Source organism: Cereibacter sediminicola, assembly GCF_007668225.1.
Lineage (GTDB): Bacteria > Pseudomonadota > Alphaproteobacteria > Rhodobacterales > Rhodobacteraceae > Cereibacter_A > Cereibacter_A azotoformans.
This window is the reverse complement of sequence record NZ_VDEK01000055.1, coordinates 1-11,910: the sequence shown is the minus strand read 5'-3', so window position 1 is coordinate 11,910 and position 11,910 is coordinate 1. Positions and strand designations below refer to the sequence as shown.

At 66.7% G+C, this 11,910-nt stretch carries 12 protein-coding genes, 2 tRNA genes and 3 pseudogenes; 13 read left to right on the top strand and 4 right to left on the bottom strand.

Features of this window, described 5'->3' with window-relative positions; translation table 11 throughout:
* Window positions 1-59: 59 nt before the first annotated feature.
* Window positions 60-205 (top strand): annotated as a pseudogene (locus FG154_RS21605) (IS3 family transposase); the annotation flags it as partial.
* A 1-nt stretch (window position 206) separates the two neighbouring features.
* On the opposite strand, the pseudogene FG154_RS21945 reads toward FG154_RS21605, so the two are convergent.
* Together FG154_RS21945 and FG154_RS19385 are read right to left on the bottom strand one after the other, a co-directional pair.
* Window positions 207-416 (bottom strand): annotated as a pseudogene (locus tag FG154_RS21945) (IS5/IS1182 family transposase); the annotation flags it as partial.
* Window positions 326-1,459, bottom strand: a complete 1,134-nt coding sequence (locus FG154_RS19385) for a polysaccharide biosynthesis/export family protein (RefSeq protein WP_145111503.1) — start codon at window positions 1,457-1,459, stop codon at window positions 326-328. The gene FG154_RS19385 and the pseudogene FG154_RS21945, both read right to left, overlap by 91 nt.
* Before the next feature lie 478 nt (window positions 1,460-1,937).
* Between FG154_RS19385 and FG154_RS19380 the strand changes: the two genes are divergently transcribed.
* Together FG154_RS19380 and FG154_RS19375 are read left to right on the top strand one after the other, a co-directional pair.
* A complete protein-coding gene (locus FG154_RS19380) occupies window positions 1,938-2,534 on the top strand; it encodes a riboflavin synthase (RefSeq protein WP_145111500.1) in 597 nt (198 codons plus the stop codon).
* A gap of 1 nt (window position 2,535) precedes the next feature.
* Window positions 2,536-3,096: a hypothetical protein gene (locus FG154_RS19375; RefSeq protein WP_145111497.1), complete on the top strand. Its 561-nt coding sequence runs from the start codon at window positions 2,536-2,538 to the stop codon at window positions 3,094-3,096.
* On the opposite strand, the gene FG154_RS19370 is transcribed toward FG154_RS19375, so the two are convergent.
* Window positions 3,078-4,151: a phosphatase PAP2 family protein gene (locus FG154_RS19370; RefSeq protein WP_145111494.1), complete on the bottom strand. Its 1,074-nt coding sequence runs from the start codon at window positions 4,149-4,151 to the stop codon at window positions 3,078-3,080. The two genes, FG154_RS19375 and FG154_RS19370, sit on opposite strands and share 19 nt — an antisense overlap.
* Window positions 4,152-4,303: 152 nt before the next feature.
* Here FG154_RS19370 and ribB point away from each other — a divergent pair, with 152 nt between their 5' ends.
* The 6 genes from ribB (at window position 4,304) to FG154_RS19340 (ending at window position 8,866) form a co-directional block, all read left to right on the top strand.
* Window positions 4,304-5,407, top strand: a complete 1,104-nt coding sequence (gene ribB / locus FG154_RS19365) for a 3,4-dihydroxy-2-butanone-4-phosphate synthase (protein ID WP_145111491.1) — start codon at window positions 4,304-4,306, stop codon at window positions 5,405-5,407.
* A gap of 3 nt (window positions 5,408-5,410) precedes the next feature.
* Entirely contained in the window at window positions 5,411-5,947 is a 537-nt protein-coding gene (locus FG154_RS19360; protein WP_011907480.1) for a 6,7-dimethyl-8-ribityllumazine synthase, read from the top strand.
* A complete protein-coding gene (gene nusB / locus FG154_RS19355; RefSeq protein WP_145111489.1) occupies window positions 5,944-6,417 on the top strand; it encodes a transcription antitermination factor NusB in 474 nt (157 codons plus the stop codon). Before FG154_RS19360 ends, nusB begins: the two co-directional genes overlap by 4 nt.
* Before the next feature lie 243 nt (window positions 6,418-6,660).
* Window positions 6,661-6,981, top strand: a complete 321-nt coding sequence (locus FG154_RS19350; RefSeq protein WP_145111486.1) for a hypothetical protein — start codon at window positions 6,661-6,663, stop codon at window positions 6,979-6,981.
* Window positions 6,982-7,187: 206 nt separating this feature from the next.
* Window positions 7,188-8,060 (top strand): DUF481 domain-containing protein, encoded by an 873-nt coding sequence (locus tag FG154_RS19345; protein WP_145111484.1) that lies wholly within the window; start codon window positions 7,188-7,190, stop codon window positions 8,058-8,060.
* Window positions 8,061-8,398: 338 nt separating this feature from the next.
* Window positions 8,399-8,866 carry an MmcB family DNA repair protein gene (locus tag FG154_RS19340; protein ID WP_145111479.1) on the top strand — a complete coding sequence of 156 codons (468 nt, stop codon included), beginning with the start codon at window positions 8,399-8,401 and terminating at the stop codon, window positions 8,864-8,866.
* On the opposite strand, the gene FG154_RS19335 is transcribed toward FG154_RS19340, so the two are convergent.
* Window positions 8,867-9,088, bottom strand: coding sequence for a DUF6324 family protein (locus FG154_RS19335; RefSeq protein WP_145111477.1), 222 nt, complete (start codon window positions 9,086-9,088; stop codon window positions 8,867-8,869). It abuts the gene before it with no gap.
* Window positions 9,089-9,200: 112 nt separating this feature from the next.
* On the opposite strand from FG154_RS19335, the gene FG154_RS19330 reads away from it, so the two are divergent.
* The 4 genes and pseudogenes from FG154_RS19330 to FG154_RS19315 all read left to right on the top strand — a co-directional run bounded on the left by FG154_RS19330 (window position 9,201) and on the right by FG154_RS19315 (window position 11,709).
* The gene (locus FG154_RS19330; protein WP_145111474.1) at window positions 9,201-9,686 is read left to right on the top strand and encodes a GNAT family N-acetyltransferase; all 486 of its coding nucleotides are present in this window, start codon (window positions 9,201-9,203) and stop codon (window positions 9,684-9,686) included.
* A 52-nt stretch (window positions 9,687-9,738) separates the two neighbouring features.
* A tRNA-His gene (locus FG154_RS19325) sits at window positions 9,739-9,815 on the top strand.
* A gap of 536 nt (window positions 9,816-10,351) precedes the next feature.
* Window positions 10,352-11,535, top strand: a pseudogene (locus FG154_RS19320) (IS3 family transposase).
* Between the two features lie 97 nt (window positions 11,536-11,632).
* A tRNA-Arg gene (locus FG154_RS19315) sits at window positions 11,633-11,709 on the top strand.
* Window positions 11,710-11,910: the final 201 nt, after the last annotated feature.

Here is an 11,910-nt window from a genome sequence, read left to right as displayed (position 1 = left end):
ACCCATGGCCGCGTAACTAAACGAAATCGGCCTCCGGCAAACCCGGCGCGGTTCAGAGGGCGAGCCGAAGGGTTCTGGCCTGGTGCCTGTCGAACACCATGGAGGTCGACTTTGCATCAAGGCACTCGAGGAGGCCATCGGACGGCACGGCCTCCCGGAGATCTTCAACATGGAGCAGGGAGGCCAGTTCACCAGCCCGCGATTCGCCGCGACACGAGGACGAGCTTGTCGAGCACCCGCTCGCGCAGCGGTCCCTCGGGGATATCGTCGAGCTGCCGAGGGATGTCCCGCATCACGCGGCCGGTGTAGCCTTTCGGCCGCGTGCTCAGTTCCCGACGTTCGATGCCTGATTGGCGGCGGCGGTCGCCCCGGTGATCGCGCTGAGCGTCTTCTGCCACTGGACGAAGGGCGCTTCGGTTACATAGACCGTATCGCCGTCACGGATCATGAAGTCGCGCGCCTCGAACAGGCCCGTCGGCCGGGTCAGGTCGAGCACATAGACCATGCGCTGATCACCCACGAGATCCGTCCGCCCCAGCAGGCTGTTGGCGATCTCGGCCGGTTCGTCCCGCAGCACGAAGACCCCCTTGGGATCGGCCAGCTGGGTGTTGAGGCCGCCGACCTGCGCAAGGGCCTCGATGGCCGAGACATTCTGCGTCTCGAACTGGATACGGGTCTGATGGCCCGTCGCGCCGAGAGCCACGAAGGATCGGTCGTCCTCCTCGATCACGATCACGTCGCCCGGCCGCAGGGCAATGTCGAGCGCGGGATTGTCATAGAGGTCCTGCAGCCAGATCTGGCTGGTGTTTCCGTTGCGGGTGACGCGCACGATGGCCGTCTCGACGGGGACGGTGGTCCCGCCGGCACGGGCCAGCATGGCCGAAAGGGTCCGGGTGGGGCGCTCGATCGGGAAGACGCCCTGGCTACCCACCGCGCCCGAGACCGTGACGGACGAGCCGTCCCCGGCGAGACGCTGGACCGACACCTGCGGGTCCGGGGTCTGTGTGTCGAGCTTGCGGGTGATGGCCTGGCGGAGCCCCTCGGGCGTCTGACCTGCGGCGCGGATGCGGCCGGCATAGGGGACATAGATATAGCCCTGCCCATCCACCTGCACCTGATCGAGCGAGGACACGCGCTGGCCGGTGTTGCCGAGCAGCGGATCGTCGCGCACGTTCTCGAACACGGTGATGCCGAGCGTATCGCCGGCCGCAATCACGTCCGAGCCGATCAGATCGGCGCTGCGGAAGTTCGAGCTGAAACCGAAGGCCGGGGTCACCGCGGTCACCCTGCTGACGAAGCGGTTCACCGGAACCACGAAGGCATCGCCTTCTTTCTCGATGGAGCCGGCGAAGATCTCACGCTTGTGGGGGCCCGAGCGGGGCAGGCCGCAGGCGGCGACCGAGGTCACGAGCAAGAGAAGGGTGAGCGTCTTCGCGCCCCTGACTGCCGAAAATGTCACTGCCCGGCTCCTTGCAGACCTTGTAACGTCATATTGCTTTTTGCGCGAAGCTAGCGGAACCCGGCCCCGATTGCCAGAGCCGCCTGCCGCGGACCCGAGGCCGTCGGCGACTGTTGCTGCAGGGTCGCGGGATGCAATGGATTTTCAGGGCGGAGTGGGTGGCTGTCGCCGCAGCCCTGCGCGCGGCAGCGGCGTGCGTCTGCCCTGGGGGTGCAGGCCGGGACCATGAGGTTTCGACAGGAACGGAAGCGGCACCGGGCCGTCCTGTCGTGGCCTGTTCGAGTGGCGGTTCCGCACAAGGGTGAGGCGCCGGGGCCAAGGGGGCGCAGGGCGGGGCCCAGCCTGCGGCGCTTCGGCACAAGGGCGGCTTGCGGCAGGCGGGGCGGGGGGCTAGGCAACGCAGGCCCTCCCGATGTGGCAAATCCGTTGCGCGCCGGGGCGGCGGGGGCTAGGCCTTGGGTCAGGAAAAGGAGAGGTCATGTTCACCGGGATCGTCACCGACATCGGCCGTGTTCTGGAGCTCGAACGCAGGGGCGACCTGCGCGCCCGCATCGCCACGGCTTACCGGGTCGAGACCATCGACATCGGCGCCTCGATCGCCTGCGACGGCGTCTGCCTCACGGTCGTCGCCACCGGCACCGCGCCCGAGAACTGGTTCGAGGTCAGCATCTCGGGCGAGACGCTCTCGAAGACCATCCTCGGCGGCTGGCAGGTGGGGCACCGCGTCAACCTCGAGCGGGCGCTGAAGGTGGGGGACGAACTTGGCGGCCACATCGTCTCGGGCCATGTGGACGGGGTGGCGGAGGTGGTGCGCGCCGTGCCGGAGGGCGACAGCCTGCGCGTGACCTTCCGCGCTCCCGAGGCGCTGGCGCGCTTCATCGCTCCAAAGGGGTCCGTGGCGCTGAACGGCACTTCGCTCACCGTGAACGAGGTCGAGGGGGCCGAGTTCGGGATCAACTTCATCCCGCACACGCAAGAGGTGACCACCTGGGGCGGTATCGCGCCGGGATTGCGCGTGAACCTCGAGATCGACACGCTCGCGCGCTATGTCGCGCGCCTGAACGAGTTCGCGTGAGATGGCACCCGCCGGCCCTGGTCACAACGGCGGGCCGACGCTCGAGAGCGGCGGAAGCTGGCGGCGGCACTGCTGGTCGCGCGCGCGGGCCGACCTCTTGCCCACATTGCCGCTCGAGGTGCTGCGGACGCGCGTGCGCCGCGCGGCCGAGCTGGGGCTCGACTACCGCACCTACGCGTCGGTGCGGGCCGCGACCGGGCATGACGTGGTGGCCTTCCTCTTTTCGTCGAACGCGTTGCGCGTGATGCCGGGGCAGGAGATGCCGGCGGATCGGTCGGAGAAGCTTGGCCGGATCGGGGCCGAGCGCATCGGTCTCGCGCAGGGCCGCCTTGCGCCCGAGGATCTGCTTGCCGCGGCCCGGGAGCTGCTGGCCGCGGCTCATCCCGCCCCGCGGCCTTTCGCCGGATGGTCCGAGCAGCGCCACCTCCTGCGCGCTGCGCTGGGGCGCATCCCGTCGGACCGGGTGATCCTAGTGGGCGAGGGCTGGCTGGAGCGGGAATGGTCGCAGGCGGCGCGCTTCGCAGCCTGCCTCGACGCCGACCGTTACATGCGGGCCGGTTGAGGGTCCGCCTCGGGGCCCGATGCCCGCCCCTCCATCACCCGCCGGACGGCAAACCAGACGGCTGCGGTCAGGGCGATGCTGGCATAGCCGTCCACGGCATAGTGCCAGCCCAGATGCACCGATCCAATGAGGATCAGGCCGAGAAAGCCCACCATCAGCCAGCCCGCCCAGCGGCGCCACGTGAAGGCATAGAGGGTCATCAGCGTCGTGCTGGCCACATGCATGGACGGGAAGGCCGAGATGCCGCGCAGGCCCTCGCCGGACTGGTAGCCCGTCCAGAGCAGGTCCTGCACATGGAGTGCCCAGACGGGACTCGTCTCGTGGAACTGGCGGAGCGTCTGCATCAGCGGCTCGTAGCGGTCGCCAAGGCCGAGGGCCGCGTAATAGCAGGGGCCGGCCGAAGAAAAGACGATGGCCAGCAGGTTGCCGCCAAGCCCCCACACCAGCGTGAAGGACAGAAGGAACGTGCGGCGTGCGTCGGGATTGGCGCCTGTGAAGCAGCCTGCCATCACCACGAAATAGAGCAGCAGCAGCCAGAAGTGATAGGCGCCATTGAGGGCGGTCGTGGCAAGTGGATTGCCCAAAAGCTGCATGGTCCAGTGGTGGGGATCCATCCCGCCGTGGAGGCTGCGGTCCAGGGCGGCAAAGGTTGCGTCCCAGCCGAAGGGGTTCACGGCCGGAATGATGCTCTTGATGTAGGAGAAGGCGTCGAAGAAGAAGCTGAGTGCGCCGAGAGCAACCGCGCCCGAGGCGAGCCGAGGTGCGTCCGAGAGGTGCCGGCGCAGCTCGGCGAGGTAGAGCGGGATCGGTCGGCCTGCGGGGCGCTGGCGGGCAATCGCGACCAGCAGAACCACCGACATGACAAAGAGATAGAGCGGCAGCATCACCCCCAGCAGCTTGAGGAGGAAGAGAGCCGTGTTGTTCTCGTATTCGAGGCCATAGGCGGCCGCGAGAAGCCTTGCCGCAAGCACGTTCGCGCCGCATGCAAGGATCAGCCATCGGTTCTCGTAGAGAGCGTGCCGCAGCGCGCCCGTCACATGCCCGGCAACGTGCATTAGGTCCTCCGCGATGAACGCAGCGTTTCTGACCTGCGATTGGGGCGTCTTCACGGCATGGGGATGGAAACTCCGGTGTCGCGGGGGCGGCGCTGCCTCTGGCCTTTCGCGCGGGCTCGCGCTATGGGCAGGTCTGATCCCGGAGCGATGCGATGAGCCAGACGAAGACCGAATATTCCGACGCGATCTCTCCGATCGAGGAGATCATCGACGACGCTCGCAACGGGCGGATGTTCATCCTTGTGGACCATGAGGACCGCGAGAACGAGGGCGACCTCGTGATCCCGGCGCAGATGTGCACGCCGGCCGCCATCAACTTCATGGCCACCCACGGGCGCGGGCTGATCTGCCTTGCCCTGCCTTCGGCGCGGGTGGATCAGCTGGGCCTGCATCTCATGGCGCCGAAGAACTCGTCGCGCCACGAGACCGCCTTCACCATCTCGATCGAGGCGCGCGAGGGGGTGACCACCGGGATTTCGGCCGCAGACCGGGCGAGGACCGTGGCTGTCGCCATCGACCCGACCAAGGGCCCGCAGGACATCGCGACGCCGGGCCACGTCTTCCCGCTGCGGGCCCGCGACGGCGGCGTGCTCGTGCGCGCGGGCCATACCGAGGCCGCGGTGGACGTGAGCCGTCTGGCCGGGTTGAACGCCTCGGGCGTGATCTGCGAGATCATGAACGACGACGGCACGATGGCCCGCCTGCCGGATCTCGTGGCCTTCGCCCAGCGGCACGGGCTGAAGATCGGTACGATCTCGGACCTGATCGCCTACCGCCGCCGGCATGACAACCTCGTGAAGGAGAAGGCGGTCAAGCATGTCACCTCGTGCTACGGCGGCGACTGGCTGATGCGCATCTTCGCCGACGACACGCAGGGCGCCGAGCATGTGATCCTCTCGAAGGGCAATGTCACGGACGGCGAGCCGGTGCTGGTGCGGATGCATGCGCTCAACCCGCTCGAGGATGTGCTGGGCATCGGCCCGGCCCATGCGGGCGATCTGCACGGCGCCATGCGGCTGATCGCGCAGGAGGGCCGCGGCGTGGTCGTGCTGTTGCGCGACGTTGCCATGAAGCTCGTGATGGATGACGAGGCCTCGCCCCAGACGCTGCGCCAATACGGGCTCGGGGCCCAGATCCTCTCGGCGCTTGGCCTGTCGCAGATCGTGCTTGTCACCAATTCCCGTGCGCCCAAGGTGGTGGGGCTTGAGGCCTACGGCCTCTCCATCGTCGGCACGCACCATATTTCCGAGGTCTGACCGATGGCCGGTTCCGAATCCCATTACAGCCTGCCGCTGCCCGCCTTTGACAAGCCCGCCCGGCTTCTGATCGTGGTGGCTCCCTATTACCGCGACATCGCCGACGATCTGATCGCCGGCGCCAAGGCCGTGATCGAGGGCTGCGGCGCAAGCTGGGATCTGGTCGAGGTGCCGGGGGCGCTGGAGTTGCCCACGGCCATCGCCATGGCCGAGCGTCAGGCGAACTTCGACGGCTATGTCGCGCTCGGCTGCGTGATCCGGGGCGAGACCACCCATTACGACACGGTCTGCAACGATTCGAGCCGGGGGCTGATGCTGCTCGGCCTGCAGGGCGCCTGCATCGGCAACGGGATTCTCACGGTCGAGAATCGTGAGCAGGCGGTTGTGCGCGCCGCACCCTCCGGGCAGGACAAGGGCGGCGGGGCCGCGGCCGCCGCGCTGCATCTGATCGCCCTCTCGCGGCAGTGGTCGGGCCAGCGCAAGGGCATGGGCTTCAAGCCGGTGGACGAGTTCCGCCTTGCCGGGAAGACCGAAGCATGAGCGTGAAACCCGACAGGCGGCAGATGAAATCGGCCTCGCGGCTCTATGCGGTGCAGGCGCTCTTCCAGATGGAAAGCACCGGCCAGACGGTCGAGCAGGTCGCGCGGGAGTTCGAAACGCATCGCTTCGGCGCGATCTATGAGGGCGACGAGATGGCCGAGGGCGACGCCCGCAGCTTTCGCAGCATCGTCTCGGGCGCGGTGAACCGTCAGGCCGGCATCGACCAGCTGACCGACCGGGCGCTGGTTGCCAAATGGCCGATCGACCGGATCGACCCGGTGATCCGCGCGCTCTTCCGGGCCGCGGGCTCGGAGCTGCTCGAGAGCGACACGCCGCCCAAGGTGGTGATCAACGAGTTCGTGGACATCGCCAAGGCCTTCTTCCCCGATGGCCGCGAGCCCAAGTTCGTGAATGCCGTCCTCGATCACATGGCTCGCGAGGCCAAGCCCGAAGCCTTTCCGCAGGGCTGAGCCACCCGCCGGCGCGGGACCCATGATCCTTTGGACAGGCTCGGGAACAAAGCCTCCGCAGCTCCTGTTAGCGCGATGATACCGGAGCGGCACTGCCCCGGACCGCGGCGGAGGCGTCCCTTCTGGGGGGCGCACACCGATCGCGCGGACCGGTGCGGGGGGACGAGAATCCTGCGCGCCAGATGCAGATTCTTGTGGCTTGCCGGATGACTGGCGGTATCGTGGTCGCAAGGAGCCCAGATCATGCCACAGCTTGTCCGTCTCTATATCGTGAATGTCCTCATCGGCTTCGGGATCTCGCTCGCCTTCGTCGTGGCTCTTGTCGCGATGGATGTTGCGGGTCTGGGGCATCTCGTGCTGCACACCGACATGGGCTGGCTCGGCGGCCTCATGCTCGTGATGTTCAACGGTGTCGTCTTCGCCGGGGTGCAGTTCGCCATCGCCGTGATGCGCATGGCCGATCCCGAGGACGGCACTCCGCCGGGGGGCCGCCTGCGGCCGATTCGCGCCGAACTGGTTCCCATTCCGATTCCGGTTTCGCGCGATCACAAAAAGCGGCGCTGAGCCTGACATTCCCGGAATCTGCTTTCGTGCCAGCCACTTGGGGCTGGCGCGATGGCAAGCGCCCCAACCTCCCTGTTGCCAAAGTGACACATGGTCCGGTGTCCGCGCCGGGGCGTCGAGGAACAGCACCCACCACCTGCAGTTGTCCTCTCGGCAGCACATGCCGGCCGTAATTCAGCGGCATACCTTTGACAAAGGGGACAAGCATGAAAGAGAACATCCGCCTCGCCGGCCTGACGGGCCTGGCCCTGCTGATCGGCACGACTGCGGTGCATGCCCAGGTGGGCACGCTCACCGGCACGCGGCAACTGGAAGACCGGCTCGAGGACATTGAGGAAGACATCCAGGACGACATCGCCGAGGCCGAGGATCCCTACCGTTTCGGCAACCCCGAGTTCCGGCCGGGCTTCTCGGGCAGCGCCTCGGTCGGCTACAGCGGCTCGGACGGCAACACCGACGAGCAGAACCTCACCATCGGCGCCCGCCTGCGTCACGCGCAAGGGCCGTTCGTCCAGAACTTCGGGCTTGTGCTCGACTATGCCGAGACCGACGGAAACTCGGACCAGGAAGACATCTTCATGGTCTATGAGGGCAACTACTACTTCAACGAGCAGTTCTACGGCTTCGTGCTGGGCCGGGCAGAGTTCAACGGCCTCGCTGACGAACTCGACGTGACGGGCGACTTGGCCGACGTGCCGCTGGGCGAGCGGGTCAAGACCGATGGCTTCATTGGCTTCGGTCCGGGCTACCGCGTCGTGAACCGCCCCGACATGACCTGGCGGGTTCAGGCCGGTATCGGCGTCAGCTATCTCGAGTTCGGGGACGGCCGCGACGAGACCGAGACGGGCTACATCGCCTCGTCCCGCTTCTTCTGGCGCTTCAACGAGAACGTGTTCCTGACGAACGACACCGACGTTCTCGAATCGAGCGAGGCGCTGCGGGTCAACAACGACTTCGGCGTGAACTTCCGCATGACCGACGCCTTCTCGACCCGGGTGAGCTACCTCACCGACTACAACGAAGCGCGCGCGATCCGCACCGACAACAAGCTCGGCGTGTCGCTGGTCTACGGTTTCTGAGGAAACGGGGGGCGGGGACACTCGCCCCCTTTCCTGCGCCGGCAGGCCCACGACCTTCGGGGCGTGGGGAAAGCGGCGGGAACCGCGGCAACCGTGGTGGCGTGCGTTTCCCGAGAGCCTGAGTTTCAGGTGGTCGCCAGATACCAGAGCCACGGCCCTGGCAGAGCCAGCTCCCTCGGAGATGCTTATCGGCCACTGGAAAAGGACCACACACGAGAGGGGCAGAACCCGCCAAGGCTCTAGATAGGGCCTCGGGCCCGGCGCGGCAAGGGAGCGCGAAGCGATCCGTCCCCCGCCGGAGCATGGACTTCCGTTCTCTTTCCGTTCATGATCGCCGGATGCAAACGGCTTCTCTACCCGATTCCGGTCTCGCGGCGCTGGCGCCGGGCCAGCGGCTCGCCCGTGGGGTCTGTCGTCACCTGCGCGGGCTCGATTTCGTGTCGGTGGTCGAGCTGGTGCCGACGCCCGGTCTGCGAGTGGATGTCATGGCGCTCGGCCCGAAGGGCGAGATCTGGGTGATCGAGTGCAAATCCTCGCGCGCCGACTTCTTGTCGGACCGCAAGTGGCAGGGATATCTCGACTGGTGCGACCGCTTCTTCTTTGCGGTGGATCAGGCCTTCCCGCTCGACCTGCTGCCCGCCGACGCGGGCCTCATCCTCACCGACCCCTATGACGCCGACATCCTGCGGATGGCGCCGGAAGGCAAGCTTGCTCCGGCGCGGCGCAAGGCGCTGATCCAGGCCTTCGCGCGGCATGCGGCCCTGCGCCTGCAGGGCCTGCGCGATCCGGGCTCATTGGCCGGGTAGTCAGGTCCGCTTCCCCGGCCCCCGCGAATCGCCCTGCTTGCCCATCGCCCGCGCCCGCTCGGCCGCAGCGCGCAGCTCTTCGGCGATCTCGTCGGCCTCGTCCGGGTCAAAATCCAGCGGCAGATCGACGCCATCGCCCTCGATATAGATCCGCACCATGCCAAGCGACGTCGGCCCGATCTGCAGGTTCGCCGCGATCTCGCTCTGCTTGTCGATCCCCATCCTGTCCTCCGATGCCAGTTGCGTGGGCGTAGCGCCCTTCGGTCGCGCTGGCAAGGCGCCGCCTTGATCGGCGACGGGTGCGGCCCCATGATCAGACGGGGAGGGCCCGCGCATGCTGGAGGAACTGGAACTGCGTGACCTCGAGATCGGCGACGCGGGCTGGATCGTGGCCCGTCACGCCGAGATCTATGCGGTCGAGGCCGGCTTCGACATGACGTTCGAGGCGCAGGTGGCCGAAGTGATGGCCCGCTTCATCCGCATGCGCGATCCGGTCCGTGAGCGGGCCTTCATCGCCGCGCTCGACGGGCGCCGCGTGGGCTGTCTGCTCTGCACGCGCCTGACCGAGGAGAGCGCGAAGATCGGTCTGTTCCTCGTCGAGCCCGAGATGCGGTGCCGCGGCATCGGCCGCCGCCTGTTGCAGGAGGCGATGGGGTTTGCCCGCGCTCATGGCTACGGCAGCATCGGTTTCTGGACCTTTGACGGGCAGCGCGCGTCCGAGGCGCTCTACCTCTCCGTGGGGTTCCGTCTGGTGACCTCGCACCCGGCTCACTCCTTCGGCCGCGACGTCATCGAACAGGAGTGGGAGATCATTCTGTGATGAACGATGCCCTCTTGCATTCCGCGTTCCCGGCGTCTAAATGGCCGCGAGTGCCGGCTTAGCTCAGTTGGTTAGAGCACCAGATTGTGGATCTGGGGGTCCCCCGTTCGAGCCGGGGAGTCGGTACCACTCAAAGCCCTTGTTTTGTTGAGGCCGCGCCCGCAGGCAGCTCCACGTCGTGACCCGATTCCGATTTTTCGCTACGGTTTTCGCTGGCACGCCCGCGTCAACCCGCCGCAGTCCCGGGATGGCGTGGCCGTTTCTGTCTTTGGTCGAGCGCGTCCACTTCCCGCTCCGCGCGGCAGTTCGACCGCGCTGAACCGGGACTGCGCACGAAGCGAGAAAAGCCTCTTCGATATTCCGACCTGCCCGGCTGGCAGGCGCTTCTGGGAGCCGACCTCGCTGCGGCCTATCTCGGACTCGATCCTGCCGACTTCGGCCGTCTCGCGCGGCGCCTCGATCTGCCCCCGCCAGAGCTCCTCGCCGGCGAACAGCGTTGGCCGCGTGGCACTCGACGCCTGGATCTCGGGCGAGGAGGCGACGGGCCCCGCAGACGCCCGACAGGAGCGTGGATGCCATCGCGCGCATGGCGGTGTGACCGTGCTCTGACCCCCGACCCTTCCTCCATCTGATACTGGAGTCCGGCCCAAGAACAGAACCGGACCATGAAGAGATCGAAGTTCACTGACGAGCAGATCTTCGGCATTCTGCGGGAGCAGGAAGCCGGTGCGAAGACGGCGGAACTGTGCCGTCGGCATGGAATCAGCAGCGCGACCTTCTACGCGTGGAAGGCCAAGTTCGGCGGCATGGAGTGTCGGACGCGAAGCGGCTGAAGGTGCTCGAGGAGGAGAATGGCCGTCTGAACGGCTGCCGGCAGACTCCCTGCTTGATCAGGCTGCACTGAAGGATCTCCTGTCGCGAAAGTGGTGACGCCCGCCGCCAGGCGCGAAGCCGTTGCGATCCTCGTGGAGAACCACGAGATGAGCGAGCGGCGGGCGTGTGCCGTGATCGGCGCGGACCGGACCTCGATCCGCTACCGCAGCCGACGACCCGATGATCGCGATCTGCGTGAGCGACTGCGGGCGCTGGCATCCGAACAGCGCCGGTTCGGCTTCCGGAGGCTGCACGTTCTGCTCAGGCGGGAGGGACATGTCGTGAACCGCAAGAAGACCCAACGGCTCTATCGCGAGGAGAGACTCATCGTGCGCAAGCGTCGGGGGCGGATGAAGGCGACCGGGACGCGGGCGCCGCTGCTTGCGGTGGCCACGCCGAACCCGCGCTGGTCGGTCGACTTCGTTCGCGACCAGTTCGCCAAGGCAGGCGGTTTCGCATCTTCAACGTGATCGACGACGTGACGAAGGAATGCCTCGCCGCGGTGGTCGACACTTCGATCTCGGGCTGCCGCGTCGCCCGGGAACTGACGGCGCTAATCGCTCGGCGTGGCAAGCCCGACCTGATCGTCAGCGATCATGGCACCGAGTTCACCTCGATCGCGATGCTGACCTGGAGCGAGGAGACGGCCGTGGCTTGGCACTTCATCGCGCCGGGCAAGCCGATGCAGAACGGCATCTGCGAGGCCTTCAATTCAAAGATGCGAGACGAACTCCTGAACGAGACGCTGTTCGTCGGACTGGATCGTGCCCGCGAGGCCGTCGCCCGCTGGGTGGCCGACTACAACCTCGCGCGCCCACATTCAGCCCCCGACTGCCAGACTCCTGCGGCTTTCGCCGCCCAACTCACCGCAATGGGCGGCCAGTTCCACGTAACGAAAGCGTTCCGCTGCTCGCCCATTGCTCCCTCCGCGCAAGCGGGTAGTTGTCACACGCCGGCTCTGGTTTTCGCTGGATGAACGTTGGGGGTCAGAGCACATCCGACTGGTGCGGACAAAAAATCTTCACCTGTGCTCTTGCGTTGTCCAGCACTCCCGGCTAAACGACGGTCAACACGCACCCGTAGCTCAGCTGGATAGAGCATCAGACTACGAATCTGAGGGTCGGGCGTTCGAATCGCTCCGGGTGCGCCACTTCTCCTTCGAAATTTCATTTCCATCAATGTCTTGGGGTGATTTTGAATGCGTGGGACGTGACGCATTTGGTAATACATGCCCGTGCTCTGACCCCGACCCTTCTTCCATCTGATACTGGAGTCCGGCCCAAGAAGAGGAACGGACTGTTGATTTCCACGCAGAACTGACCCGGGAGGGCGCGTAGTTTCCACTGAGATT